At 28.2% G+C, this 23,984-nt stretch carries 31 protein-coding genes and 1 pseudogene; 30 read left to right on the top strand and 2 right to left on the bottom strand.

Going from position 1 to position 23,984, the window contains the following annotated elements:
• The first annotated feature begins 979 nt into the window (after positions 1–979).
• The 3 genes from L0U77_RS08545 to L0U77_RS08535 all read left to right on the top strand — a co-directional run bounded on the left by L0U77_RS08545 (position 980) and on the right by L0U77_RS08535 (position 3,415).
• Positions 980–1,954, top strand: a complete 975-nt coding sequence (locus L0U77_RS08545; protein ID WP_101931880.1) for an alpha/beta hydrolase family protein — start codon at positions 980–982, stop codon at positions 1,952–1,954.
• 207 nt (positions 1,955–2,161) lie between these two features.
• A complete protein-coding gene (locus tag L0U77_RS08540; RefSeq protein WP_233901022.1) occupies positions 2,162–2,617 on the top strand; it encodes a helix-turn-helix domain-containing protein in 456 nt (151 codons plus the stop codon).
• Positions 2,618–2,635: 18 nt separating this feature from the next.
• On the top strand, positions 2,636–3,415 hold the full coding sequence (locus L0U77_RS08535; protein ID WP_338126518.1) for an IS3 family transposase: 780 nt from the start codon (positions 2,636–2,638) through the stop codon (positions 3,413–3,415).
• 221 nt (positions 3,416–3,636) lie between these two features.
• Here L0U77_RS08535 and L0U77_RS08530 read toward each other — a convergent pair whose 3' ends face one another.
• Both L0U77_RS08530 and L0U77_RS08525 read right to left on the bottom strand, forming a co-directional pair.
• Positions 3,637–3,843 carry a hypothetical protein gene (locus L0U77_RS08530; RefSeq protein WP_233901020.1) on the bottom strand — a complete coding sequence of 69 codons (207 nt, stop codon included), beginning with the start codon at positions 3,841–3,843 and terminating at the stop codon, positions 3,637–3,639.
• 223 nt (positions 3,844–4,066) lie between these two features.
• Positions 4,067–5,176, bottom strand: a complete 1,110-nt coding sequence (locus L0U77_RS08525; protein WP_233897206.1) for a helix-turn-helix domain-containing protein — start codon at positions 5,174–5,176, stop codon at positions 4,067–4,069.
• A gap of 618 nt (positions 5,177–5,794) precedes the next feature.
• Between L0U77_RS08525 and L0U77_RS08520 the strand changes: the two genes are divergently transcribed.
• The 27 genes and pseudogenes from L0U77_RS08520 to arsC all read left to right on the top strand — a co-directional run bounded on the left by L0U77_RS08520 (position 5,795) and on the right by arsC (position 23,965).
• Positions 5,795–7,027, top strand: coding sequence for a copper resistance protein NlpE (locus L0U77_RS08520; protein WP_233897205.1), 1,233 nt, complete (start codon positions 5,795–5,797; stop codon positions 7,025–7,027).
• 184 nt (positions 7,028–7,211) lie between these two features.
• Positions 7,212–7,544 (top strand): ArsR/SmtB family transcription factor, encoded by a 333-nt coding sequence (locus L0U77_RS08515; RefSeq protein WP_101917073.1) that lies wholly within the window; start codon positions 7,212–7,214, stop codon positions 7,542–7,544.
• A 47-nt stretch (positions 7,545–7,591) separates the two neighbouring features.
• A pseudogene (locus tag L0U77_RS11940) lies at positions 7,592–7,726 on the top strand (DUF6428 family protein); the annotation flags it as partial.
• 47 nt (positions 7,727–7,773) lie between these two features.
• Positions 7,774–8,406: a low molecular weight phosphatase family protein gene (locus L0U77_RS08505; RefSeq protein WP_233897204.1), complete on the top strand. Its 633-nt coding sequence runs from the start codon at positions 7,774–7,776 to the stop codon at positions 8,404–8,406.
• 3 nt (positions 8,407–8,409) lie between these two features.
• On the top strand, positions 8,410–9,444 hold the full coding sequence (gene arsB, locus L0U77_RS08500; protein ID WP_193700390.1) for an ACR3 family arsenite efflux transporter: 1,035 nt from the start codon (positions 8,410–8,412) through the stop codon (positions 9,442–9,444).
• Between the two features lie 69 nt (positions 9,445–9,513).
• On the top strand, positions 9,514–9,819 hold the full coding sequence (locus tag L0U77_RS08495) for an ArsR/SmtB family transcription factor (protein ID WP_101917076.1): 306 nt from the start codon (positions 9,514–9,516) through the stop codon (positions 9,817–9,819).
• A gap of 51 nt (positions 9,820–9,870) precedes the next feature.
• Positions 9,871–10,107 (top strand): thioredoxin family protein, encoded by a 237-nt coding sequence (locus L0U77_RS08490; protein WP_233885007.1) that lies wholly within the window; start codon positions 9,871–9,873, stop codon positions 10,105–10,107.
• 12 nt (positions 10,108–10,119) lie between these two features.
• A complete protein-coding gene (locus tag L0U77_RS08485) occupies positions 10,120–10,527 on the top strand; it encodes an OsmC family protein (protein WP_233885000.1) in 408 nt (135 codons plus the stop codon).
• Positions 10,520–11,497, top strand: a complete 978-nt coding sequence (locus L0U77_RS08480; RefSeq protein WP_193700388.1) for a permease — start codon at positions 10,520–10,522, stop codon at positions 11,495–11,497. The genes L0U77_RS08485 and L0U77_RS08480 overlap by 8 nt, the downstream gene beginning before the upstream one ends.
• A 19-nt stretch (positions 11,498–11,516) precedes the next feature.
• Complete coding sequence (locus tag L0U77_RS08475) at positions 11,517–11,957, top strand: nitrophenyl compound nitroreductase subunit ArsF family protein (RefSeq protein ID WP_233897203.1); 441 nt, start codon at positions 11,517–11,519, stop codon at positions 11,955–11,957.
• Complete coding sequence (locus L0U77_RS08470; RefSeq protein ID WP_233884997.1) at positions 11,958–12,668, top strand: aromatic aminobenezylarsenical efflux permease ArsG family transporter; 711 nt, start codon at positions 11,958–11,960, stop codon at positions 12,666–12,668.
• A gap of 140 nt (positions 12,669–12,808) precedes the next feature.
• The gene (locus L0U77_RS08465) at positions 12,809–13,567 is read left to right on the top strand and encodes a YoaK family protein (RefSeq protein WP_233884996.1); all 759 of its coding nucleotides are present in this window, start codon (positions 12,809–12,811) and stop codon (positions 13,565–13,567) included.
• 184 nt (positions 13,568–13,751) lie between these two features.
• Positions 13,752–14,315, top strand: a complete 564-nt coding sequence (locus tag L0U77_RS08460) for a TetR/AcrR family transcriptional regulator (protein WP_101917079.1) — start codon at positions 13,752–13,754, stop codon at positions 14,313–14,315.
• Between the two features lie 190 nt (positions 14,316–14,505).
• Positions 14,506–15,168 carry a peroxiredoxin-like family protein gene (locus L0U77_RS08455; RefSeq protein WP_233901019.1) on the top strand — a complete coding sequence of 221 codons (663 nt, stop codon included), beginning with the start codon at positions 14,506–14,508 and terminating at the stop codon, positions 15,166–15,168.
• A gap of 79 nt (positions 15,169–15,247) precedes the next feature.
• Positions 15,248–15,475, top strand: a complete 228-nt coding sequence (locus L0U77_RS08450; protein ID WP_101917080.1) for a hypothetical protein — start codon at positions 15,248–15,250, stop codon at positions 15,473–15,475.
• A 188-nt stretch (positions 15,476–15,663) separates the two neighbouring features.
• The gene (locus L0U77_RS08445; protein WP_233897201.1) at positions 15,664–16,242 is read left to right on the top strand and encodes a cytochrome b/b6 domain-containing protein; all 579 of its coding nucleotides are present in this window, start codon (positions 15,664–15,666) and stop codon (positions 16,240–16,242) included.
• 462 nt (positions 16,243–16,704) lie between these two features.
• A complete protein-coding gene (locus L0U77_RS08440; RefSeq protein ID WP_233897200.1) occupies positions 16,705–16,989 on the top strand; it encodes a hypothetical protein in 285 nt (94 codons plus the stop codon).
• 375 nt (positions 16,990–17,364) lie between these two features.
• Positions 17,365–17,901: a GNAT family N-acetyltransferase gene (locus tag L0U77_RS08435; RefSeq protein ID WP_193706506.1), complete on the top strand. Its 537-nt coding sequence runs from the start codon at positions 17,365–17,367 to the stop codon at positions 17,899–17,901.
• A 280-nt stretch (positions 17,902–18,181) separates the two neighbouring features.
• Positions 18,182–18,808 (top strand): hypothetical protein, encoded by a 627-nt coding sequence (locus L0U77_RS08430; RefSeq protein WP_233897199.1) that lies wholly within the window; start codon positions 18,182–18,184, stop codon positions 18,806–18,808.
• A gap of 31 nt (positions 18,809–18,839) precedes the next feature.
• Positions 18,840–19,187: a DUF5713 family protein gene (locus L0U77_RS08425; protein ID WP_233884983.1), complete on the top strand. Its 348-nt coding sequence runs from the start codon at positions 18,840–18,842 to the stop codon at positions 19,185–19,187.
• Positions 19,188–19,254: 67 nt separating this feature from the next.
• Positions 19,255–19,866, top strand: a complete 612-nt coding sequence (locus tag L0U77_RS08420; RefSeq protein WP_101917087.1) for a MarC family protein — start codon at positions 19,255–19,257, stop codon at positions 19,864–19,866.
• 52 nt (positions 19,867–19,918) lie between these two features.
• A complete protein-coding gene (locus L0U77_RS08415; protein ID WP_233897198.1) occupies positions 19,919–20,398 on the top strand; it encodes a hypothetical protein in 480 nt (159 codons plus the stop codon).
• Between the two features lie 119 nt (positions 20,399–20,517).
• Positions 20,518–21,012: an RNA polymerase sigma factor gene (locus L0U77_RS08410; RefSeq protein ID WP_101917088.1), complete on the top strand. Its 495-nt coding sequence runs from the start codon at positions 20,518–20,520 to the stop codon at positions 21,010–21,012.
• A gap of 3 nt (positions 21,013–21,015) precedes the next feature.
• Positions 21,016–21,657 carry a hypothetical protein gene (locus tag L0U77_RS08405; protein WP_233884982.1) on the top strand — a complete coding sequence of 214 codons (642 nt, stop codon included), beginning with the start codon at positions 21,016–21,018 and terminating at the stop codon, positions 21,655–21,657.
• Between the two features lie 39 nt (positions 21,658–21,696).
• Positions 21,697–22,197, top strand: coding sequence for a hypothetical protein (locus tag L0U77_RS08400; RefSeq protein WP_233861842.1), 501 nt, complete (start codon positions 21,697–21,699; stop codon positions 22,195–22,197).
• A gap of 276 nt (positions 22,198–22,473) precedes the next feature.
• Positions 22,474–23,565: a peptide chain release factor 2 gene (gene prfB, locus L0U77_RS08395; protein ID WP_193700010.1), complete on the top strand. Its 1,092-nt coding sequence runs from the start codon at positions 22,474–22,476 to the stop codon at positions 23,563–23,565.
• 40 nt (positions 23,566–23,605) lie between these two features.
• The gene (gene arsC / locus L0U77_RS08390) at positions 23,606–23,965 is read left to right on the top strand and encodes an arsenate reductase (glutaredoxin) (protein WP_233897197.1); all 360 of its coding nucleotides are present in this window, start codon (positions 23,606–23,608) and stop codon (positions 23,963–23,965) included.
• Positions 23,966–23,984: the final 19 nt, after the last annotated feature.

Here is a 23,984-nt window from a genome sequence, read left to right as displayed (position 1 = left end):
ATATGAATTTATAACGCTTATAGAATTGAGAAAAATACAGAATAGGAATTGCAAAATTTATGCGAAATCTGAAAATAAAAATGACCGAATTATTATGTAAAATCTGAATTTATAACGTTTGTAGAATTGAGAAAAATACAGAAAATAAGAATTCAAAAATCACGTAAAATCTGAATTAAAAACTTGTCGAAATTACTCAAATGTTGAATTAAGAAATAGAAAGTTAAATCAGAATTATAAACTGAAAAAAAAACAAACTACTTACAACAACGTATATAAAAAATGCTTAATTTGGTCATAATACAAAAGTCAGTGCCGTTTTGCTACATCTGATTTTCCTGCGGAAAATCCTCGCACACAAAACAGCACTTTTCATATACAAACCGTTGTAAATAATAGCAAAAAAAACTAACCAAAATAAAATAAATAATTGATTTTCAAATAAATAAAAACATTAATTCATTTGTAATCTTTTAAATAAAACTATTTTAAGAAAGAAAAATAATTAAGAATATTTCTAGTTTTCAAGAAAAAGTTCTGAAATGTTTTTAACTCGTTTGTAAAATCTGAATCAAAAAAAATTTAAGAAAAAGAAGAAAAAATTGAGAATATTTCTAGTTTTCAAGAAAGTGTTTTGAAATATTTTTAACTCGTTTGTAGAATCTGAATCAAAAAWAAWTTAAGAAAAAGAAGAAAAAATTGAGAATATTTCTAGTTTTTAAAAAAGAGTTTTGAAATGTTTTTTAACTCGTTTGTAGAATTTTAAATTTTATCGGTTTTTTGAATAGTAATTTAATAATCAAAGTTAGGAATAAACAAAAAGCTACTATTTACAACAACGTATATAATTAATTGCTAGTACTAGCCTACTTACGAAAATCCCTTGGGGGATTTTCTATTCCGATTTTTTTTACTAAATTTAGTCCCGAATCACGCAACAAACCATATACAACAACGTTGTACACCATTTGAGAAAACTATGAAATACATTACAATATTTGCTTTTTTATTAATATTTACGAATTGTGAAGCCCAAGAAACGAAACTTCTACTTAGTCAAAAATTAATATCTGATTTATCAGAAACACCAATTTTTCCAAGATTAACAGAAGAAGTAAATGGACAAACTGAATGGAAAGAAGATTTCAAATATTTAGATAGCATTGAAATTTATGGAATCAGTTATTTAAGCGATGGTTTGAAAATAAATGGGTTTATGGTTAAGCCAAAGAAAAAAGGAAAATATCCTTGTGTAATATATAATCGTGGTGGAAATAGGAATTTTGGCTCACTTAAAATTGTTCACGGAGCAATTACACTTGGTCAAATTGCAAAAGAAGGTTATGTTGTAATTGCAAGTCAATATCGTGGAAATGGGGGAAGCGAAGGACAAGAAGAATTTGGAGGAAAAGATGTTAATGATGTAACAATTCTAACGGAAGTCTTGCAAGAAATAGAAGATGCTGACACGAGTAAAATTGGAATGTATGGTTGGAGTCGTGGTGGAATGATGACTTATATAGCATTAACTAAATCTGACAAGATAAAAGCAGTTGTAGTTGGAGGAGCAGTTTCTGATAGTTTTAGTTGTATTAAAGACCGACCTGAAATGGAAACTAGTGTTTTATCAGAACTTATTCCAAACTATGCTGACAATAAAAATGCTGAATTAGAAAAAAGGTCTGCAATAAAATGGGCTGACAAATTTCCAAAAGATGTTCCAATTTTAATGTTACACGGAAATTCTGATTGGCGAGTAAAACCAGAACAAAGCTTAAATCTAGCGTTGGAATTTGAAAAGAATAGAGTTACGTACAGACTCATAATGTTTGAAGGTGGCGACCACGGAATTTCTGAACATAAAGAAGAAGTCAATGAACATGTTCTAAAGTGGTTTGATAAGTATTTAAAGAACGATGGAACTTTACCAAATATGGAATATCACGGAAGATAAAAACGGTGTACAACACCATATATAATTTATTGCTAGTGCGAACCTACTTACGAAAATCCTTAGGGGATTTTCTATTCCTTTTTTATTTACTAAATTAGTTGCTCGAAATACGCAACAAACCATATACAACAACGTTGTAAAACATTAAAACGCTGAACTTTACTGAAATAGGTTGACTAAAAATTCATCAATTATTGATAGTCACTTATGAAATTACAAAAACAACCCTGGCGAAAAAAAACGTACGAAAAAGTAACATTAGAACTCAAATTATTCATCGTTGACCAAATTCAAAATGGTCAAATCTCTACAAACTTTGCTGCCAAAAAATATGATGTTCCTAGAACTACTATTTCATATTGGATTAGAAAATATACTACCTTAGCTCAACAAAATAATGGTATGAGTAAATTAGATGAAATTAAAAAACTAAAGGAACGAATTGAAGAACTGGAGTTTGTAAAAGACTTTCAGCAAGATATTATTGCGGATATGGAAATCATTACTGGAGTCGATATGTCAAAAAAGTCGTTGCCCGAAACATTAGCAAAAGAGATAGAAATAAAGAAGAAAAATATTTTAAAAGAAAATGGTTCTATCAGTGTTTTGGGATTAGTAAACAAGCCTTCTACAAAAGAATTAAAAAACAAGAAAACAAACTAGTTAAATGATAAAAAACTAATTAAAATGGTGCAAAAATATCGTAAAACTGTAGGTTCTAAAACTGGAGGGATTAAACTCTATACCGAATTGAAAAATGACATGGTTAATCAGAATATTAACATAGGTAGAGATAAGTTTTATCGATTTTTAAGGCTTCATAACTTACTTATTCCTAAAAGAAAAAACTATGTAACAACAACAAATTCAAAACATCTTTTTAGAAAATATAAAAACATTGTAAAAGACCACGTTCCTACTCGACCAGAGCAACTTTGGGTAGCTGATATTACATACATCAAAACTGAAAATGGACACAATTACTTAGCAATCGTTACTGATGCCTATTCCAAGAAAATTATGGGATATAAACTCGATAACCACATGAAGACATCACTTTGTACCGATGCGCTCGATATGGCTATTAAAAATAGGGAATACCCTCATGAAAAACTTATCCATCATTCTGACAGAGGATTCCAATATTGTAATCCTAAATACACTGAGTTTGCTGAAAGTAACGGAATTATAATGAGTATGACGGAACAATATGATCCGTACGAAAATGCTATTGCTGAAAGAATCAACAGAACTTTAAAGTACGAATATGCTTTAAAAGAAATAATTAAAAACACAGCTATTGCTCAAGAAATCACAAAACAAGCGGTAGATATATACAATAATTTAAGAACACATTTTAGCCTAAATTTAAGAAAACCTGCGGAAGTACATTTAAATCCGAATATAAAATATAAATCATATCGAAGAAATAATGTAAATTTACATGAACTAACAATTTAAAAACAAAGCTAGTTCAAATTATTTTTTGCATTATAAACCGCTAAAAAAATAATTTGAACGATATAAATTAATCTAAAAAAAGGTCAACCTATATCAGTATAATACAATCTTTTAACGGTTATTAGAATTCGGAATAAAAATCGTGCTGAATCAAAATTAAAGTATTATCTTGATTCAGCACAATAAGGTCTATTTAGAATAAATAAAACCTCTATAAAATATTAATCCTCTTTAACAGGACAGCCAACAGCATCAACCTCTACTCCTTCAGGTGTATGCGCACATTTATCAATAACATTTACAACACCGTCTCCATCATCATCATTTCTTTCAACAATATTATTATCGTCGTCACCAAGACTACATGAATTCAATGCTAAAAGCATACTAAAAACCGTAATAAATAAATAAAATTTCATTGTTTTCATTTTTATATTTTTATTTGTTAGCGAATGAATTATTTCATTGCACATAATTTTCTCACAAAGATGTACTCGTTTTTAATATCAAAAGGCTTAGTATTTAAGTAAAAAGTACGTGCTTACAAGTTCTTACTAAAGAACCATTGGTTTTTCTGTGTTTTATAGAGAATTACATTTATAATATAAGTAGTATACTTTTACAAGGGAAATAAAATATTTACAAAAAAAGTTAAGAATTGAAAAATTCTGTTGGTGTTTTTCCTGTCTGTAGTTTAAAATTCTTATTGAATGTAGATTTTGTATTAAAACCACAATCATAAGCTAGAGAAATTATTGTGTATTTTTTATTTTCTTTTATAGATGCTAACTTAATAAACTCTTTTATTCGAAGACCGTTAATGTAGTTATGAAAATTTTTTCCTTCAACCTCGTTAATGACTTGCGATAAATAATTAGGATGTACATCTAAAATTTTAGCTAATTCTACTAAAGTGAGTTCTGAATTTTTATAATATGATTTGTTATCCATCAACTCTTTGAGTGCAATATAAATCTCCAAAACATTATTTTTAGTTAAACCAGACTTAGCATACTTTTTTCTTGAAACACTTTTTCTAGAAACTTCTTGCTTTTTTACTTTTTTATTTTCTATAAGTAGCTCCTTATCTAATGTATTAGAATAAAAAATATTTAATTGGTTAATTCCAAAAAATCCAATGAACAAAACTAAGAGCACTATTGCTGTGTAAGTGACATTTGTCTCAAAAAAAAGAGCTAACATGAATATAACACCATTAGCTATGGATAAGATTTTTAACCACTGTAATTTCTTTTTTTCTTTATTCGAAAATATATTTTCTAAGTTTTTTTGATGTCTATTTATAATTATCAAAGACCAAATAGAATAAGTCAAACCAGAGATAACAACTGTTAATCCTTCTATTAATACAAACCACTCAAAACCTTCTCCATTATTTTGATAAACAAGTATTTTCTGTTCGGTCGTTAATTGAAAAAAAGGGATTATTAATACGACTAAAATGATAGAAGGAATAAAATGCAGAAATACAGTACTTTTTTTTCTAATGGTATTTCCAGTAATTTCAATAACATACATATATAACAAAACACCATGTAAAACTGGTAATACTAGCTCAACTCCAAGCCAATTTGGGTGTTCAAAAAAATAACCAGACTCTAGAAAATATCGAAATATTTGAAGTAAAGAAATTAAAATGAGCCAGACAAAAAGAATTTTATCTGCACGTGATTTTTTAGCTTTCATTAATAAAAGAAGTGAAAGGAAAATAGCTATAAAAATTCCAATAATAAAAAACATATAGTTGGTTATTTCAAAAAATCAAAGTAACAAAATAATTCTTAGACCTAATTCATTTATTGAGATTAAGACAAATTCATAAATTTCTAGTTTTTAAAGTCTAAATTAGCAATAACTGAAGCACAACAACGCTATATCAATGCTAAAAACTAACTGTATTAAAAATAATGTACCATTCAAGCTTGAATTCACGCAAAATCTGAAAATAAAATTGACTGAATTATTACTAAATCCCTGAATTTATAACGTTTGTAGAATTAAGCAAATATGGAAATCATTACTGGGTGTCGATATGTTAAAATATGTACTCCAGCACACAAGAAACCTTAGGTATAAGTTAAGAAATATACAAACTACAACAATGAATAAAACACAAAAAAACCTCAGCATTATTTTCCTTCCATCACTTTTTTGGATAGGTTTAACAGCATTAAGATTTGGAGCACAAAGTATTTCAAATATTATTGAATTACTTGGAGTCTTAGTACTATCGCTAATTAGTACTCTAATTCCTGAACGAGTAATAAAGTTTAGGTATCTTATAATTATACTTTTAAATATTGCTTTTTGGGCTCGATTTTTGATGTCAAGTATTCCAGAATAAAAAATTATAAAGCTATGAATAAACTATTGTATATATTAGTAACTGTATTACTGTTTAATGCTTGTCAATCAAACAAAAATAAAAAAACAGTAATCGATGAACATTCTGCAGAGTATGCCCTGGATTACCAAGGTGTTTACAAAGGTACTTTGCCATGTGCCGATTGCAGTGGAATTAAAGCTACTCTAACGTTAGGTCACGATAAAACCTTTATCTATGAAACGATTAATATAAACAAAAAAGATGGGTGCTCTGTACATAAAGGAAGTTATTCCGTTAATGAAAATGTGTTAACTATTAAAGAAAATCGTAAACCTAAACACTTTTTAGTTGGAGAGAGTTCACTAATTTTTTTAGATGAAAATTTAAAACCAAATACAGGTAAATTAGCTAAACATTATCAACTAAAAAAACAACGAAAATTTATCTACCAAGGAAAATACGAAACCTATTACGAGTTAGAAGATGATTATAAACAAACACTTTCTCTCTTGCAAAAAGGAAAAAATTATGAAGTAAACTTTTCGGCATCAAAGGTGAAAGACAGAGCAGGGTGTCAATTATCTGGTATTGGGAAAATTAAAAAAGATACACTTTGGGTAAATATCGCTAATAAAAAAGATAAAGAAATACTAATGTATATTGCTCCATCTCATGACAATTTAGGTGTAGAAGTCTTTACTCCTAATTTCGAAGAACGTTTTTCTATGATGAGCTATTGCGGAGGCGGTGCTTCTTTGGCAGGGAAATATTTTAAAAATACTATTACCAGTAATAATATTGGGGTTTTTAACAGTCAAACTTCTATAAATGAGGTATTACACACAGTACCATTTGCTCAAGTTCATAAAAAAGTAGGTTCTGGAGAATATATTGGAGATATTTATGATGATTATGAAATATTCACTCAAAACCACAAACTCCTTTATACATTAACACCAAAAGACACTGCTAAAACAGAGCAAAAAATTAATAGAATTTTGGTTAATAGCCCATTCTTTAAAACGAATAAGGGCATTAATGTTAAATCTACTTATGGCGATATAAAAAAAGCATATACAATCAACGAAATTGTGCCAACAAGAGAACACATTGTATTAACTGTAGATGAAATAAATGCAAGCTTCAGCATTTCAAAAAACAAACTACAAAAAGGTTGGTGGAATGATAAATCAAAAATGGTAAACGAAAATAAAATACCTTTAAGCACTCAAGTTGATGGTTTCTTTTTATGGTGGAAGTATTAAAAAAAATATCGCTTCTTCAGGTGCAAGAAGTTTGATATTCAAGGTTTAGAAATAGATTAGGCTTGTTTAGCTTGAGGAGCTAATTTTTATATTGAAAATAAAAGTTGTTACTAAAAAAATATTAAAATATTTTTTTAGTAACTCTATTAATCGTAATATTGCAATAAACAAATGAAGGGTAAAAATGGGATTAACTAAAACTGAAATGTTTACCGACCAACAAAATGAAATTTCTCTTTTTGCGAAAGTATTCGGACATCCTGCAAGAGTAGCAATTTTACAACATTTATTTAAGATTAACTCTTGTGTTTGCGGAGATTTGGTAAATGAAATTGGATTAGCGCAACCAACAATCTCACAACATTTGAAAGAACTGAAACATTTAGGCTTAATTAAAGGAAATGTAGAAGGAACAAGTGTTTGTTACTGTATTCATACAGAAAATTGGACGGCAATGAAAACAGTAATGAACAAATTTTTAAATCAAGATTTAACAGAAAAACAAGATTGCTGTTAAAAAAATTAAACCTATTAATCGTATAATAGCAATAAACAAATAAAAGTGTGAAATTATCACAAATAAAATCAGTATTAAAAGCATTAGTTCCAAATCACTTTCATGTTACAGAAGTTGGTAAAACAACAAAACATTTTATCGATTGTGGTGGAACTCAAAGCAAGGAAGATAGTTCGGGGTTTTAGACTTGATTTTGACGGAATAAACAAATTAAAATTTTATAAAAAAAATGGGAACAATGAAACAAAATCTATTTTTAGAAATAGAAAATTTAGTGAAAGAATTAAACCCTCAAACAATTTCAAATGAACGAAAAGAGGTTTTAAAACCGCTAACTGATTTTATTGAGTCAAAGGTTTCTGAAAAGAAAGAAATTCGCATCAATTTCATTTGTACTCACAATTCTCGAAGAAGTCATTTATCGCAAGTTTGGGCACAAGCAATGGCAAGTTACTTCAATATTAAAAACGTTTTTTGTTATTCTGGAGGAACAGAGGCAACAGCACTTTTTCCAATAGTTTCAGAAACTTTACAAAATTCAGGTTTCCAAATAAGCAAAATTTCAAAAAACGAGAATCCTATTTACAGCATTAAGTATTCTAAGAACGAACATCCAATAATAGGATTTTCAAAAAAATTGGATGATGATTTTAACCCGAAGTCTGAATTTATTGCAATTATGACTTGCGATTCAGCAAACGAAGCTTGTCCATTTGTTGCTGGTGCAGAAAAACGTATTCCAATAACTTTTGAAGATCCTAAAGCATTTGATAATACACCACAACAAGCAGAAAAATACAACGAAAGAAGTGTACAAATAGCAACTGAAATGTTTTACGTTTTTTCTCAAATAAATTCTTAAAAAATGGCTTCAAAAAAATTAAGTTTTCTTGACAAAAATCTAACGCTTTGGATATTTATTGCAATGGCTTTTGGTGTTGGACTTGGATATTTTATTCCAACGTTTCCTAATATTATAAACTCTTTTAATAGTGGAACTACAAATATTCCGATTGCAATCGGTTTGATTTTAATGATGTATCCACCTTTAGCAAAAGTTAATTATGCTTTATTACCAAAGGTTTTTAGAGATACAAAAATCCTTTCTATCTCACTTATTCTTAATTGGATAATTGGTCCTGTTTTAATGTTTTTTTTAGCAATTACATTTTTACGCGATTATCCAGAATATATGGTCGGACTAATTCTTATTGGTTTAGCCCGTTGTATTGCAATGGTTTTAGTTTGGAACGATCTCGCAGAAGGAAGTAGCGAATATGGAGCAGGTTTAGTTGCATTAAATAGTATTTTTCAAGTATTTGCTTACAGTTTTTATGCTTGGCTTTTTATTACAGTTCTTCCGCCCTATTTTGGTTTTAAAGGAGCAATTGTAGATATTTCAATCGGAACAATTGCAGAAAGTGTCGCTATTTATTTAGGTATTCCGTTTGTAATGGGAATTTTAAGCAGACTAATTTTAGTAAAACTAAAAGGCGAGAACTGGTACACAAATAAATTTATTCCGACAATTTCACCAATAACCTTACTTGCACTTTTATTTACAATTATAATTATGTTTTCACTAAAAGGAGAATTGATTGTGGAAATACCAATGGATGTTTTGATTATTGCTGTTCCTTTACTTATTTATTTTATTGTAATGTTTATAATTGGTTTTTTCTTAACCAAAGCATCAGGAGCAGAATATGACAAAACAGCTTCAGTAGCATTTACAGCAACGGGGAATAATTTTGAGTTAGCGATTGCAGTTGCAATTGCAGTTTTCGGATTGAATTCTGGTCAAGCATTTGCAGGAGTTATTGGTCCATTAGTTGAAGTTCCTGCATTGATTTTATTGGTTCGAGTTTCCTTTTGGTTGAAGAAAAAATACTATTTATAAAAAATAAGTGAAATGTGACTTTTATCACATTTCATTTTAAATATCTATCTTAGATTTGTGGTAAATAATATGAAAAGAAGTTTAGAACATATAGAATATAAGCAAGATACCGAAACATTGGCAAAATTTGCTAAAGCTTTAGCACATCCTACACGTATTGCTATTTTAAAACATCTTGAAAATCGATCGTGTTGTTTTACTGGAGATTTAGTTGACGTATTACCGATTTCTCAATCAACAGTTTCACAACATTTAAAAGAATTAAAAAAGGCTGGTTTAATTCAAGGAGAATTAAAACCGCCAAAAATAAAGTACTGTATCAATCAAGAAAACTGGAAAATTGCAAAAACATTATTTCAGCAATTTTTTAATTGATATTTTTTTAACTAATCTATCGTTTATTGACGATAAACAAATACAAGTATTATGACTAAAGTAATCAAAATTTTAGGGACAGGATGTCCAAAATGCCAATCAATGACTGATGTAGTTAAAGATGTAGTTTCAGCAAACAATATAGATGCAACTATTGAAAAAATTGAGGATATAATGGAAATTATGAAATTTAACGTAATGACAACACCAGTTTTGGTAATAGATGATGTGATTACAATAAAAGGTAGAGTGCCTTCAAAAGACGAAGTATTGGCTCTTTTAAACTAATTCACCTCAACTATGAATTACCATATCAAAGCCTCATCTACTTCAAATCAGGATGCAATTGTTCATATAAAACAAACGAATATAGATTTTGGCACAACTTCAAAATCTGCTGAAACCTTACCAAATCCTGCCGAATTATTCTTAGGTTCTTTTGCTTCCTGTATACTGAAAAATGTGGAACGTTTTTCGGCTATGATGAAATTTACCTATTCAAAAGCGAACATTGAAGTCAATGCAACACGTCTTGAAAATCCGCCAAGAATGGAAAATATCGTTTACAATTTGACAATTTACAGCAACGATAAAAAATTGAACCCTGATTTACTTAAAAAGAATATTGAAAAGTTTGGCACTATTTACAATACCGTAAAATTGTCTTGTTCAATTTCTGGTACTATTAATACAATTGAAAATGTTTGATTGGATACAAAATATAGCAGATTGGTTTGTTTATAGCGTTCTAAATTTAGAAAAAGGGCAACATTTAGCAGAAGCTTTAAATTTCTTTATTTATGACACCACAAAGATTCTAATTTTACTTTTTGTTGTTATCTTTTTTATGGGAATCATTAACAGCTACTTTCCCATAGACAAGGTTAAAAACTATTTGTCAAGAAATAAATTATACGGTTTGGAATACTTAATGGCAAGTCTTTTTGGTGTGGTAACACCTTTTTGCTCTTGTTCTTCAGTTCCGTTATTTATTGGTTTTGTTAGAGGTGGAATCCCGTTAGGTGTAACCTTTTCATTTTTGATTACTTCGCCATTGGTTAATGAAGTTGCAATAGGACTTTTTATTGGCTTGTTTGGAATTAAAACAACCATAATTTATGTGATTAGTGGTGTTTTGTTAGGAACTATTTCTGGTGTAATTCTTCAAAAATTAAAATTAGAATCCTATTTAACACCTTGGGTAAAAGAAGTTTTAGAAAACGCTCAAAGAGAACAAAATATATTTCAAGAAGAAAAACAACCCTTTAAAAAACGCTTATCAATTATTTGGGAAGAAGTAATAAGAATTCTTAAAGGAATCATTCCTTATGTAATTGTAGGCATAGCTATTGGTGGACTTATGCACGGTTATATTCCAGAAGGATTTTTTGAGAAATATATGGACAAAGACAATCTTTTTGCTGTTCCTATTGCTACGATTTTAGCAGTACCAATGTATTCAAACGCATCAGGCATACTTCCTGTAGTTCAGGTATTAGTTGCCAAAGGAATTCCATTAGGAACTGCAATCGCTTTTATGATGGGAGTTGTTGGACTTTCATTACCAGAAGCTATGTTATTAAAAAAAGTAATGACTCTAAAGCTAATTGCTATCTTTTTTGGAGTTGTTACACTTTGCATTATCATTTCAGGATATTTATTCAACATCATATTATAAAACATAAAATCAAAGAAAAATGAATAAAATAATCAATTTTTTTACAGTTTTAGCAATCGGATTAATACTTACATCTTGCAATGGTCAAGATAAAAACAAAACAACTTCATTAGATAAATCCGTTTCAAAAATAGAAGTTTTAGATTTTCATTCCACTCATAGATGTATGACTTGCAATGCGATTGAAGCCAACACTAAATACACGTTGAATACTTATTTTGCAAAGGAACTTAAAGAAAATAAGATTACGTTTCTGGTTATCAATGTAGATGAAAAGAAGAATGAAAAGATTGCCGAAAAATTTGAGGCATCAGGAACTTCTTTAATCTTAAACGTAATTAAAAACGGAAAAGAAACTCAAATAAATCTAACGGATTTTGCTTTTATGAACGGGAATGACCAAGAAGCTTTTTCTAAAGAATTGAAAGACAAAATAAATGCAGAATTAAAAATGCTCTAAATGGATTTTTTGCAATCACTTTTAGAGGATTATAATATTCCTATTTTATCAGCATTGATACTCGGACTAATGACAGCTATTAGCCCGTGTCCTTTGGCGACCAACATAACTGCAACAGCTTTTATTTCTAAAAACATTTCGAGTAAACGAAAAGTATTTTTAAGTGGATTGCTATATTCTTTGGGTAGAGGATTTAGTTATACTGTAATTGGTTTGATACTATATTTTGGTGCAAGTAAATTTCATATAGCTCGATTTTTAAATCAAAATGGAGAGAAATATTTAGGACCATTATTGATAATCATTGGGTTGATTATGCTAGGTATTATCAAACTAAATTTTTTAGGAGAATTAAATTTTCAAGAAAAACTATCTGAAAAATTTAAAGACAAAGGACTTTTAGGTTCTTTTTTGATAGGTATTGTTTTTGCTTTGGCATTTTGCCCTTACAGTGCAGCATTGTTTTTTGGAATGTTAATTCCTATGACAATTGCATCAGCTAACGGACTCTATTTACCCATTGTATTCGCATTTGGAACAGGATTACCTGTAATTCTTTTTACTTATTTATTGGCTTTTACAGCAGGAAAGGTCGGTGTATTCTACAACAGAATTACGAAAATTGAAAAAATAATGCGAACAATTGCAGGTGTTGTTTTTATTTTGACTGGATTGTATTATATTTCAATTTTCACGGGAATATTAGAATAGCCAACGCTAAAAGCAAGAAATACCATAATGAAAAACGAATACATCACTCCTATCAAATAAAAAAAATCTAGAATTTTTAGCCTTATAGATTCAATAAAAAGAAGAACCTATTTCAAGGTAATACACTAAATAGAAATAAAATGTTTAGACATCAAGGTAAAAGTAGAACTTTAAAACAAAACTTTAGAATTGCTACGATTTTGTCTTTTGTTGCTGGAATTGTGAATATTACAGGATTTTTAGCTTTCAAACAACTGACAACCAATGTAACTGGTCATTTTGCTCTTTTTATTAGTGACGTTGCAAATTTCGAATTATGGAAAGGAACAGTTTATTTTCTTTATATTTTTTCATTTCTATTTGGTTCTTTTTTATCAAGCTTCCTAATCGAAAAATTTAAGGAAAGTGAAAAACTTAATGGTTTTGTTTTACCAACCATCATTGAATGTTTCATTTTAGTATCAATTTCAATAATAAGTAATATAGGAGAATTAAAATACCCTAATATAATTGTTTGTCTACTACTTTTTGCAATGGGACTTCAAAACTCTTTTGTAACAAAAATTTCAAATGCAGTTGTAAGAACAACACACCTGACAGGACTGTTCACCGATTTAGGAATTGAACTATCGCAACTATTATTTCCTAAATATCATCCGAATAGAGAAAAAATAAAAGCGACTATAAAACTACGAATTTATATCATTTGCTCCTTCTTTCTTGGTGGAATAATCGCTGGATTTCTCTACTCAAGGCTTAACTTGAAATTGAACACTCTAATTTTTGGAGCAATAATTTTATCGACAAGTTTATTTTACAACGATTTGAGATATAAATTAATCCGAACAAAAAGAAAATATAAACAAAGAAAAAAAAACGACACACAACACCATATATAATTCACCAATAGCGATTAATTCCTTAAAATACGCAACAAATCATATACAAAATCGCTATACCTAATTAACCCAAACCACAACTATACCTCTCAATTTAAAGTAAATACGATTAATTTTCAAAATAAAAGTTAAAATGTTTTTTATATCTAACCGATTGTTTAGATTTGTACTATAATTAAAAAGCATGCCGAGAAAAAAAGAATATAACGAAGATTTGGTGACAGAAAAAGCAATGAACCTTTTTTGGCGGAATGGTTATGAAATTACTTCAATGCAAATGCTTGAAAAAGAAATGGGTATTAATAAGTTTTCTATATATTCAAGTTTTGGTAGCAAAGAAGGTTTATTAGAAGCAAGTATCATCTGTTATAGAAGAAAGCTAGATAGTTTATTCCACAAAATGATAAACAGCAATACCGGAATAGAAGCCATAAAACAGTACTTTATAGATTCATTAGAATTTTCTAAAGAAAATAAAGACTTTAAGGGATGTTTTATAGGAAATACTGCTACCGAACTAAAAAATAGTGATGTACCTAAAATCAAAAACCTACTAGCAGCCAACACTACAAAATTGAAAAATATTTTTGCTGATAAATTAAGAGAAGAAAAATGCTTTAAAGAAGCAGAAATTGAGGCTAAAGCAGATTATTTGTTAATCTCAAAATTTGGGTTTTCAGCTGCAACGAAAGTTTTTAGCCCAAAACAACTGAATAATTATTTAAACCAAATATTTAAAAAATTATAAAAAATTATTTTCTCAGTAATCAATTTATTTATGATAAATTCTTCTATATATAAAAAAAATAACACTTAAATAATAAATGATGATGAATATAAAACCACTTTTAATAATAGGTACAATTGTTTTACTAATCATAGGCTGTAAAAACAATTCAGATAAAAAAAACACTACAACTTCATTAAACAATCCAAAAATGAAAACAGAACAAAAACCTACTTTAGCTGCAGAACTCGAACTACGTAAAGTTAATTTTAATAAACAAGTAGATTCTACAACTAAAAAAAAGTATAAAGAAGGTTTAGATGCAGTAATTAATAGTGGTATATTGGAATCTGCTAAAAATATTGGAGATATAGCTCCCGATTTCAAACTTAAAAATGCCCTTGGTGAAACTGTTTCTTTAAAAAGCTATTTAGATAAGGGTCCTGTTGTACTAATATGGTATAGAGGTGGTTGGTGCCCTTATTGTAACCTTACACTACATCATTTACAAGAAGAGTTACCTAATTTTAAAGCAGAAGGAGCAAATCTATTGGCTTTAACTCCAGAATTACCTGATGAATCAATAAATACATCTGAAAAACACGATTTAGAATTTGAAGTATTAAGTGATATTCATAATAAAATTGCAAAAGAATATGGTGTGGTATTTAAACTCACCAAAGATGTAGCAAAAAAATATAATGAAAAATTTAATTTAAATTCACATAACGGAGATACAAGCAATGAATTACCATTAGCTGCAACTTATATTATTAATACAGATGGTAAAATTGAATATGCGTTTTTAGATGTCGATTATAGAAACCGTGCCGAACCAAGTGAAATCACTAAATTTTTGAAAAAATTAAATTAAAACCAAATTTTTAAACAGGCTCTAAAACACAAAAACAAGTTTTGTTTTGAAATAGAAAACTAAATTCAAAAAGAATAAAATGAAATTAATAAAAACTATAAATAAAATTTTAATTTTAACAATTACTCTAACTCTATTTTTCAGTTGTGAAGACGATTGTACTAAAAGCGTAAACCTTCCCGTATCAAACCCTAATTATAATCCTAATAATCCAAATGGAAATGAATCGCCTTTTATAGATAGTTTCCAAGAAGTACCTTGTGATTTTCAAGAACCAGTAACAGAACCAGTTAATGAAGCAATTTAATTTTTTAAATTTAGATAATTAATAAAAATCTGAAGAATATCCACAAATTAGAAAAATATTCTTTGTAGAATTTAAAGGGATTTTATCCTGTTTTTATATACTATATTTAGAACTTGAAATCCGCAACAAATAATATAAAACAACGCTGTTATGCTTCATAAAGCATAATCATTATGGGAAAATAAATTATGGAAAACACAAAGTATTCTAAAGTATATCGAATAATTCATTGGACAATTGCTGTTTCATTTATGCTATTATTAATTACAATTTTTTTACGATTAACGTGGATGAATAAATATAATATGGCAGCGATAATAAAGGATTACCTGAGTGGTACAGACCAGTTTCTATCTGAAGAACAACTCATTAATTTAGCAAAAAAGATAAGACAACCAATGTGGAATTGGCATATTTACATTGGTTATGTTTTGGTAGGACTATTTAGTATTCGTTTGATACTTCCTACATTCGGACATATGAAGATTCAAAATCCTCTTGATAAAACCCTATCTACAAAAATAAAGTTTCAAAAATGGATATACATTATATTTTATTTATGTGTGATTGTTTCGCTTGTTACCGGACTTATTATAGAATTAGGACCAAAAGAATTTAAAAAGTCAATGGAAGAAATACACGTATTAAGTATTTACTACCTGATCGCTTTTATTATAATACATTTGGCTGGTGTACTAATAGCAGAATTTACTGACCAAAAAGGAATTATTTCAAGTATAGTAAGTGGATCGAAAAAAGATATATAAAAGTACGAAAAACACAACACCCTATACAACTAATTACTGACACTTAACAACCAACGCACAAAACGAAACAATAAACACATTCAATGATATAAATTATAAATCAACAACGATAAATAATTCTATTGTTAATCAAACAATCTCCATTGCAAAAAAATTAGACCATTGGATTCCTGGTACAAATGATGACAATGAAAATATTAATTCATTCAAATTTATAGCAATCAAATTAATTAATGGAGAAATTAAAGAAATACTACCTAAATGATAAAATGGATTAAACGAATCATACTTGGATTTTTAAGTACAATTACTATATTAATTTTACTGTTAATAGTAATTAAACCAAAACCATATTACATCATTAATTGTATTATAGGTAACCAAATACAATGGTTTGGATATAATTTAGAAGGAAAGGAAATGAAATGATTGATAAATCAATAAAAAAAATAAAAAATTTTAGTGCATCAGGATATCATATATTCAATTCAAAATACAAAAAATGGTAATTATAATAAAGCTATTGAATACTATAACAAAACAATTAAATTGTGGAATAAAAGTAGTGAATCTTTTTATTATAAAGGTCTTGCTCAAATCGAAATTAATGATTCGTTAGTTGGTCGTAAAAATCTGGATATAGCATTAGATTTAGTAACAAAAGGATATAAAACTTCTGATGGCTATGTTGCATTATTTGATGAAGTTTATCAAATGGAGATTGAAAAAACAATTAATCAACTTTAAAATTCTGATGCTAGATAAATAGAAGCAACTTCAGTCGAAGAACACAATGGATATCTTTACCTTGGAGACATCTCTGGACGTATTGATATTTTTTTAACTTAAATTGATTTAAATTCACCTATTTTATGTTTAATTTAACTTAAATCATAGCATTTTTAACAGTTTTTAAATCATATTATTATATTTTTGACCTAAATGCTCAATCCTATTTTTAGGAATATGAAAAAAATTATTTAGTTATCGTATTGCTTTTTCATTCTTTGTTATTAAAGCAAAAAAATAAACTATAAACCTGATGTTATCAATATGTCCCTTAGTTTATCTTAGTTTATAACATCTATATAATTTATTGATTTGAATAAATAGAAGAAATAAATGACAATTAAAATAGATTCAAATATCGAATTAAGACTCTTAAAATTATCAGATTCTGCTGATATTTTTAATACAATCAATAATCAAAGAGAATATTTAGGTAAATGGTTACCATTCGTTTCATTTACACAAGAAATCAAGGACACTGAAAAATTTGTTAATTCAATTATTAACGCACCTCAAGAAAAACTTGAACACACTTTCACAATTAGAAAACAAAATCAATTTATTGGTTTAATAGGATTAAAAAACACCAACAAAACAACCAAAATAACAGAAATTGGCTATTGGCTTTCTGAAAAATTTCAAAAACAAGGAATTATGAGCAAATCCGTAGAAAAGCTTTGTGATTTTGCTTTTGAAGAACAGGGATTTTATAAAATAGAAATAAAATGTGCTGTAAAAAATAGAGCAAGCTCAAACATCCCTAAAAAACTTGGATTTGAATTGGAGAGAATTGAACATAATGGAGAATTACTTTCTGGAAATATTTACACGGATTTAGAGGTTTACAGTAAATTAAAAAGTGATTTTTAAAACATAAATCTATGAAGATAAAAAAGATGTTTTTTGGACTTTTAAGCCTTTTAGTTGGATACTTTTTATTTGTATTAATAATTGATATTATTAGTAAACCATCAAATATAGGAATCTCGATTAAACCGATTGAAAGTCTTGGAATATACTTTTTTGGTTTCTCCTGGACAATGGGTAATATTGGATTATTTTTAGGAAGTATACTACTAATTAGCTATTTAATAGTATTTTATTTACTAGGTACTTGGATATATAAAAAATCAAACAACAAATTAAAGATATGAATAAAAAAATAAAATGGATACTAATTAGTATCGTACTAGTGATACTTATCGTGATAATCGCTGGTATTTATAAATTTAATTACTTAGCCAATCAACCTGGATACGATGTTGATGGGAACAAAATAGAAAAAACACATAAATCGGAAATTCTATTAAAATGGTTTAATTTAAATACCTCTAATAGTTTCTATATCCAAATACCTGACACCAATATAAAATGTGAAATAAATGAATTCGATTCATTACGTTTTGCTAAAGGAAATTATACGCAAGGAGATGAAAAAGGAACTGTATTTATCGATAACATAGAGATTATTACACTTAATAAATCTCCAGAAAATATATCATATATAATGATTCCATTTTCTATCTCAAACCAAGGAAGCGGATATTTTAAGTATTTAGGAATGTTTAAAATAGATTATCTTTCTAAAGATATTAGCCAAATTGATGAATATTTCTTAGGAGATAGAGTTATAATTAACTCAATAAAATATGATGGCAACGATGAACTTAAAGTAATATTAAAAGTTCACTCTAAAAATCAACCAATGTCAGAAGCTCCATCAATGTTACAAGAATTAAACTTAAAGGTTAGTCAGTGGAAATTTAAACAAAAATAATTCTCCTTGAATAAAAAAATTTAAAAAGATAATGGAAACACTAAAATTAAAAAACAAAAAAGCACAAGAATATATATTTTTAAAAGATATGTATTCTGATAATTATTTCCCTAATTTCTTAGTGGATAAATGTAAAAATATTTTGTTGAGTTTTTGTAGAGAAATTGAATTTAAAAACCCAAATAATTTAGATAGTTTATATAAATTAGGCGAAAAATATACTGAAGAGTTTAATGAAATTCAAGAAGAGTTTTACAAAAATGAAAGTGAAATTGAAACTGTAGCTAGAGAATCAATAATGTGTGACTTTCAAAATATCTCAAAAATATATGGCTATGATGCTGATATTGAAATATTAGCTGGAAATAGAGATTGGTAAAAACCAATTTCTTATAATTTCTTTGTATAAATTTGTATAAATCAAAATAAAAAATTAGATACTATATATGAGTGAATTTATTGCTACTTTTATTTTTTTCTTTGCTGTTATTGATCCTATCGGTTCAATACCTGTATTTATTGCCGCAACAACTAATTTTAATGAAATAGAAAAAAGAAGAATTGCTTTTAAAGCTGTTCTTGTATCCGCCTTAATTCTTTTATTTTTTATTGTAGTAGGAGAACTAATTCTTGATGTGATTAACATTCCACTTTCTGCTTTTCAAATCGCTGGAGGAATTGTTCTTTTCCTCTTTGCACTATCTATGATATTTGGAGATAGTAAACCCGAATCGGAGATAAAAACAATAAAAAGCACTACAGAAACAGCTATTTTTCCAATAGCAATGCCGTCAATTGCTAGTCCTGGAGCGATGCTTGCTGTGGTATTATTAACTAAAAATTCAGAATTTAGTATTTGGGAACAATTTCAGTCAAGTTTGATATTAATTATGGTTCTTATCATTGTGCTTATTCTATTATTATTAGCAGGAAAAGTGCATAAAATAATTGGTGATGCTGGTGCTAGTATAATTAGTCGGGTAATGGGATTGATTTTAACAGCAGTTGCAGTTGCTAATATTATTGATGGAATTAAAGAATCTTTTAATTTAGTATAATTATTTTACCAATAATAAAACAAAACTATAAACAATTTTTATTCTTAAAAAAATGGAATACTTCACATTTGCACGAATAATTCACGTAATTTCTGTTATTTTATGGATTGGTGGAGTCGCTATGGTAACTACGGTTATAATTCCTGCTGTTAAAAATTTAACAACTAAAGATGCTCAAATAAAAACATTCGAACAAATCGAAGGTCGTTTTGCAACACAGGCAAAAGTAACAACATTATTAACTGGATTATCAGGATTTTATATGTTATACGCCCTAGAAGGATGGGAACGATATTTAGAATATCAATTTTGGTGGATACACGCAATGACACTCGTTTGGGTACTTTTCACACTTATTTTATATGTGCTCGAACCGCTTATTTTACATAAAATATTTAAAGAATATGTTGAAAAAAATCCTACGAAAACATTTTCTTTTATTCATAAAGCCCATTGGTTTTTACTGATACTAAGCCTACTAACAACTGCAGGGGCTGTTGCAGGAAGTCATGGTTGGTTTTTTATAAAATAATTTATTATAACTTCTGATAATTTGCAACAAACTCTAATAAACGGCAACAAATTGTAACAAAATTGTAACATATTTTATTTTTGAGCTACTAACATTTTATAAGCCAAGCATCCACGTTAGTGAAAAAGGAACAGGAACATCATTTTTTAGCTGATTTTGAAGCAAATCAAAATATTGTGCATAAAATATGTAGATTATACACTACAGATAAAGAAGCGCATAACGATTTGTTTCAAGAAATAACTATTCAGCTATGGAAAAACTACAATACTTTTAGAGGAGATGCTAAATTTAGTACTTGGATGTATCGAGTTGCTTTAAATACTGCTATTTCTTTATATCGAAAATCTACAAGAACGGTTAAAACACAAAATATTGCCGACTATAATTTTAAAATCAAAGCGATAGATTATGACGATACCCAAGAATTACAATTAGAAAAATTATATAAAGCAATTCATCAATTAAATGATATTGATAAAGCGCTTATATTCTTGTATTTAGAAAACAAACCCTACAAAGAAATATCGATAACATTAGGAATTAGTGAGGTAAACGCGCGTGTAAAAATGAACAGAGCGAAAGATAAATTAAAAAAAGTATTAAACCCATAACAAATGGAGTTAGATAAATATAAAAAAGCGTGGAGGAATCAGTCGAAAGAAACAAATAACGTTTCTAAAACGGCTATTTATAAAATGGCACATGCTAGGTCGTCTTCTATTGTAAAATGGATTTTTATTATTGGAATTTTAGAGTTTTTATTTTGGCTGATTTTAAACCTTTTTACTGCCAATAGTAAATACCTGAAAATTTATCAAGAACTAGGTTTAACCACGATAATTGATATTACATATTATATTCATTACACCGTTATCGCTATTTTTTTATACGCTTTTTATAAAAATTATGCCTCTATTTCAATATCTGATACTACAAAAATTCTTATCAAGAAAATTTTAAACACCAGAAAAACAGTAAAATACTACGTATATTTTAATTTAATCTATATGATTTTAGTTTATATTGTACTCTTGTATTGTATTATTACAGATTTAGATGTCTTAATCGCTTACTATAAAAATCAAGGAATAACACCTCCGACCAATAAAAATCAGCTATCAATGACTTTAATAATAGGAGCAGTAACTTTATTAAGTGTTATGTTTGGGTTTTTATGGATTTTTTATCGAATAATTTACGGAACATTAATCCGAAAATTAAATAAAAATTATAAAGAATTAACTAAGTTTGAATAACTAAAATTGAAAATTTGAAAAATTAAAAAATTAAGTTTTATGAAAAAAATAATAACAATTGCTCTTTTTTTATTCGCAATGACTAGCTTTTCTCAAGAAGATAGCTTCTGGGATACGGTACGATTTGGAGGAAGCTTCGATTTAAGTTTAGGAGGTAATAATACTTCTGTTGGTGTTTCACCAAGTGCTGTGTACGATTTTAATGAAGAGTTTTCAATCGGTGGTAGCCTTGGATATTTACACAATAAAAGCAATAATTATACTGCAAATATGTATTCGGTAAGTATTATCGGTTTATACAGACCTATCAATTATATCGAATTTTCTTCGGAATTATCACAATCTTATATCAATAAAAATTTTAATAATAATACCATCAAAAATAATAATGATGAAAAATATAGCTATCCTGCTTTAAATTTAGGCGTTGCCTATATTCAAGGAAAAATTACCTTTGGCGTTCAATATAATGTGTTACACAAAGAAAATAAAAGTATTTACGCAAATGCATTTTCGCCATTTGTAAGAGTATTTTTCTAAATTTTTCCTGAATTTTAAATAATTAATGAAAATCAAATACATTCAATTGTATTTGATTTTTTTTTGTCATAAATATTCTTGATTAAAAATAATTTTATAGCTAAAAAAAAATACCATAAAGAAGCTTAGCCCCGATTGAAGCAACTGTTTGAGCTCTTTTTTTTGATTTTTCTTCAAAAAAAAAGCGAGTGCGGAAAGCGGGAAATAGCTCCAAATCAAATTATTTATTACCTAATTACTGTTTTTAACTATCATTTTAAAATGTATTTTTGCCGTATGATTACACAAGAACAGCTTAAAAATATAACAACACGCATCAGCAAACTAAAAAAATATTTAGATATTGATAAAAAATTGATTGAAATTAATAACGAAGAAGAAAAAACAGCCAATCCTAATTTCTGGAGTAATCCAAAAGAAGCTGAAGAGGTAATGAAATCACTCCGTTTTAAAAAAAAATGGGTAAGTGATTATCAATCAGTTATTTCAATGAATGAAGACCTCGCTGTATTATACGATTTCTACAAAGAAGATGCCGTAGATGCCTCAGAAGTTATCGAACAATTTGATAAAACAAGTACTTTTTTAGAAGATATCGAGTTTAAAAATATGCTATCTGATGAAGGTGATAATTTAAGTGCAACTATTCAAATTACCGCAGGTGCTGGCGGTACGGAAAGTTGCGATTGGGTAGCAATGCTGATGAGAATGTACTCGATGTGGGCTGAAAAACAAGGATTTACCTTAAAAACATTAAACTATCAGGCAGGCGATGTTGCTGGCATAAAAACAGTTACTTTTGAAGTTATTGGCGATTATGCCTTCGGATGGTTGAAAGGAGAAAATGGCGTACATCGTTTGGTACGAATTTCCCCCTTCGATAGCAACGGAAAACGACACACCACTTTTGGCTCGGTGTACGTGTATCCTGTGGCTGATGACACTATTGAAATTGATATTAATCCTGCGGATATCGAAATTGTTACCGCACGTTCTAGCGGAGCTGGTGGACAAAATGTGAATAAAGTAGAAACAAAAGTACAATTGACTCACAAACCTAGCGGTATTCAAATTCAATGTTCCAATTCTCGCTCGCAACACGATAATAGAGCAACCGCTTTAAAAATGCTGAAATCACAATTATACGAAATCGAACTGCAAAAAAGATTAGCAACTAGAGAAAATATCGAAGCAGGAAAACTAAAAACCGAATGGGGAAGCCAAATTAGAAACTATGTAATGCATCCGTATAAATTAGTCAAAGACGTACGAACAGCACACGAAACAGGAAATGTTGATGCCGTTATGGATGGAAATATTAATCCGTTTTTAAAATCATATTTAATGCTAAACGGACAAAAAAAATAAATATAACTACACGAAACCTCTCAAAATCACTTTAAATAAAATGATTAAAATATACCACAATCCACGTTGTTCAAAATCTCGCCAAGGCGTTGAAGTACTAGAAAATTCAAAAAAAGAATTCGAAATTATTAAATATTTAGAAAATGTTCCCTCTGAAAAAGAATTATCAGAAATTATAGGACTTTTAAATATAAATCCGATTGAATTGGTTCGTAAAAATGAAAAAATCTGGAAAGAGAACTTCAAAAAACAATTTGAAAACAACGAATTATCAGACACACAACTTATCAAAATAATGGTAGAAAATCCAAAACTAATTGAACGTCCAATTGTTATCAATAAAGAAGAAAACAAGGCTGTAATCGGACGTCCAACAGAAAATATTTTGACAATAATTTAAATAAAAAAACAATACATAA

Source organism: Tenacibaculum piscium (genome assembly GCF_021390715.1).
Lineage (GTDB): Bacteria > Bacteroidota > Bacteroidia > Flavobacteriales > Flavobacteriaceae > Polaribacter > Polaribacter piscius.
The sequence above is the reverse complement of the archived record's forward strand: the minus strand, read 5'-3'. Positions and strand labels throughout refer to the sequence as shown.

Excerpts from the sequence above, each read along its gene's own strand:
- L0U77_RS08545 (WP_101931880.1), top strand. The coding sequence starts at position 980 with ATGAAATACATTACAATATTTGCTTTTTTATTAATATTTACGAATTGT.
- L0U77_RS08540 (WP_233901022.1), top strand. The coding sequence starts at position 2,162 with ATGAAATTACAAAAACAACCCTGGCGAAAAAAAACGTACGAAAAAGTA.
- L0U77_RS08530 (WP_233901020.1), bottom strand. The coding sequence starts at position 3,843 with ATGAAAACAATGAAATTTTATTTATTTATTACGGTTTTTAGTATGCTT.
- L0U77_RS08525 (WP_233897206.1), bottom strand. The coding sequence starts at position 5,176 with ATGTTTTTTATTATTGGAATTTTTATAGCTATTTTCCTTTCACTTCTT.
- L0U77_RS08520 (WP_233897205.1), top strand. The coding sequence starts at position 5,795 with ATGAATAAACTATTGTATATATTAGTAACTGTATTACTGTTTAATGCT.
- L0U77_RS08515 (WP_101917073.1), top strand. The coding sequence starts at position 7,212 with ATGGGATTAACTAAAACTGAAATGTTTACCGACCAACAAAATGAAATT.
- L0U77_RS08505 (WP_233897204.1), top strand. The coding sequence starts at position 7,774 with ATGGGAACAATGAAACAAAATCTATTTTTAGAAATAGAAAATTTAGTG.
- arsB (WP_193700390.1), top strand. The coding sequence starts at position 8,410 with ATGGCTTCAAAAAAATTAAGTTTTCTTGACAAAAATCTAACGCTTTGG.
- L0U77_RS08495 (WP_101917076.1), top strand. The coding sequence starts at position 9,514 with ATGAAAAGAAGTTTAGAACATATAGAATATAAGCAAGATACCGAAACA.
- L0U77_RS08490 (WP_233885007.1), top strand. The coding sequence starts at position 9,871 with ATGACTAAAGTAATCAAAATTTTAGGGACAGGATGTCCAAAATGCCAA.
- L0U77_RS08485 (WP_233885000.1), top strand. The coding sequence starts at position 10,120 with ATGAATTACCATATCAAAGCCTCATCTACTTCAAATCAGGATGCAATT.
- L0U77_RS08480 (WP_193700388.1), top strand. The coding sequence starts at position 10,520 with ATGTTTGATTGGATACAAAATATAGCAGATTGGTTTGTTTATAGCGTT.
- L0U77_RS08475 (WP_233897203.1), top strand. The coding sequence starts at position 11,517 with ATGAATAAAATAATCAATTTTTTTACAGTTTTAGCAATCGGATTAATA.
- L0U77_RS08470 (WP_233884997.1), top strand. The coding sequence starts at position 11,958 with ATGGATTTTTTGCAATCACTTTTAGAGGATTATAATATTCCTATTTTA.
- L0U77_RS08465 (WP_233884996.1), top strand. The coding sequence starts at position 12,809 with ATGTTTAGACATCAAGGTAAAAGTAGAACTTTAAAACAAAACTTTAGA.
- L0U77_RS08460 (WP_101917079.1), top strand. The coding sequence starts at position 13,752 with ATGCCGAGAAAAAAAGAATATAACGAAGATTTGGTGACAGAAAAAGCA.
- L0U77_RS08455 (WP_233901019.1), top strand. The coding sequence starts at position 14,506 with ATGAAAACAGAACAAAAACCTACTTTAGCTGCAGAACTCGAACTACGT.
- L0U77_RS08450 (WP_101917080.1), top strand. The coding sequence starts at position 15,248 with ATGAAATTAATAAAAACTATAAATAAAATTTTAATTTTAACAATTACT.
- L0U77_RS08445 (WP_233897201.1), top strand. The coding sequence starts at position 15,664 with ATGGAAAACACAAAGTATTCTAAAGTATATCGAATAATTCATTGGACA.
- L0U77_RS08435 (WP_193706506.1), top strand. The coding sequence starts at position 17,365 with ATGACAATTAAAATAGATTCAAATATCGAATTAAGACTCTTAAAATTA.
- L0U77_RS08430 (WP_233897199.1), top strand. The coding sequence starts at position 18,182 with ATGAATAAAAAAATAAAATGGATACTAATTAGTATCGTACTAGTGATA.
- L0U77_RS08425 (WP_233884983.1), top strand. The coding sequence starts at position 18,840 with ATGGAAACACTAAAATTAAAAAACAAAAAAGCACAAGAATATATATTT.
- L0U77_RS08420 (WP_101917087.1), top strand. The coding sequence starts at position 19,255 with ATGAGTGAATTTATTGCTACTTTTATTTTTTTCTTTGCTGTTATTGAT.
- L0U77_RS08415 (WP_233897198.1), top strand. The coding sequence starts at position 19,919 with ATGGAATACTTCACATTTGCACGAATAATTCACGTAATTTCTGTTATT.
- L0U77_RS08405 (WP_233884982.1), top strand. The coding sequence starts at position 21,016 with ATGGAGTTAGATAAATATAAAAAAGCGTGGAGGAATCAGTCGAAAGAA.
- L0U77_RS08400 (WP_233861842.1), top strand. The coding sequence starts at position 21,697 with ATGAAAAAAATAATAACAATTGCTCTTTTTTTATTCGCAATGACTAGC.
- prfB (WP_193700010.1), top strand. The coding sequence starts at position 22,474 with ATGATTACACAAGAACAGCTTAAAAATATAACAACACGCATCAGCAAA.
- arsC (WP_233897197.1), top strand. The coding sequence starts at position 23,606 with ATGATTAAAATATACCACAATCCACGTTGTTCAAAATCTCGCCAAGGC.